This is a genomic window from Rhizobacter sp. P3_B12 (assembly GCF_056402895.1).
In genome coordinates this window covers 1-1020 of sequence record NZ_JBFUGN010001479.1, presented here as the reverse complement: position 1 = coordinate 1020, position 1020 = coordinate 1, and the positions used below count along the sequence as shown (strand labels likewise).

Below are 1020 nucleotides of genomic sequence, written 5' to 3'. Positions count from 1 at the left end.
GCAGCATGCGCGCCGCGCCGCGCAGCTGCTGCACCTCGCGCGCGAGCCGGGCCTGCGCGCGCGCGTGCTGCTTGTAGCCGCGCACCGTGTCGCTGATCTCGGCCAGGTAGCGCACGCGCGCGCCGGGCACGATCGGCACCTGGTGGGTGCTGTGGCGCGTCGCGGCCGGCGGCAGCACGCCCTCGCGCACCGGCATGCCCAGGGCCGCCAGCCGCGGCAGCAGCGCCTGGTACAGCGCGGTCACGCCGTCGTCGTTGAAGCGGCTGGCCATCGTGCCGAACACCGGCATCTCGTCGGGCCGCGTGCCCCAGGCCTCGCGGTTGCGCTGCACCTGCTTGGCCACGTCGCGCAGCGCATCGGCCGCGCCCTTGCGGTCGAACTTGTTGATCGCGACGAACTCGGCGAAGTCGAGCATGTCGATCTTCTCGAGCTGGCTCGCGGCGCCGAACTCCGGCGTCATCACGTACATCGGCACGTCGACCAGCGGCACGATCGCCGCATCGCCCTGGCCGATGCCGGAGGTCTCGACGATCACCAGGTCGAAGCCGGCGGCGCGGCACGCGGCCAGCACGTCGGGCAGGGCCTGGCTGATCTCGCTGCCGAAATCGCGCGTGGCCAGGCTGCGCATGAAGACCCGCTGGCCGGAGCGCCACGGCGCGATCGCGTTCATGCGGATGCGGTCGCCCAGCAGCGCGCCGCCACTCTTGCGGCGCGACGGGTCGATGCTGATCACCGCGACGTGCAAGGCATCGCCCTGGTCCAGGCGCAACCGGCGGATCAGCTCGTCGGTCAGCGAGCTCTTGCCGGCGCCGCCGGTGCCGGTGATGCCGAGCACCGGCGTCACGTTCTGCTTCGCGACGGCGTGCAACTCGGCCTTCAGCGCCTCGGGCACGGCGCCGTTCTCGAGCGCGGTGATCAGCTGTGCGAGCGCACGCCGCTGCGGCTCGCCGCGGCCCTGGATCGCCGCCAGCGCGGCCGGCGCGTGCGGCGACAGATCCTTGTCGCAGCGCATCACCATCT

General features: G+C 72.9%; 1 protein-coding gene. It reads right to left on the bottom strand.

The features are described 5' to 3' along the window. Nucleotides 1-1020 (bottom strand): ArgK/MeaB family GTPase (locus tag AC1D01_RS36240; protein WP_477874585.1); only part of this gene is annotated, 1020 nt, incomplete at both ends.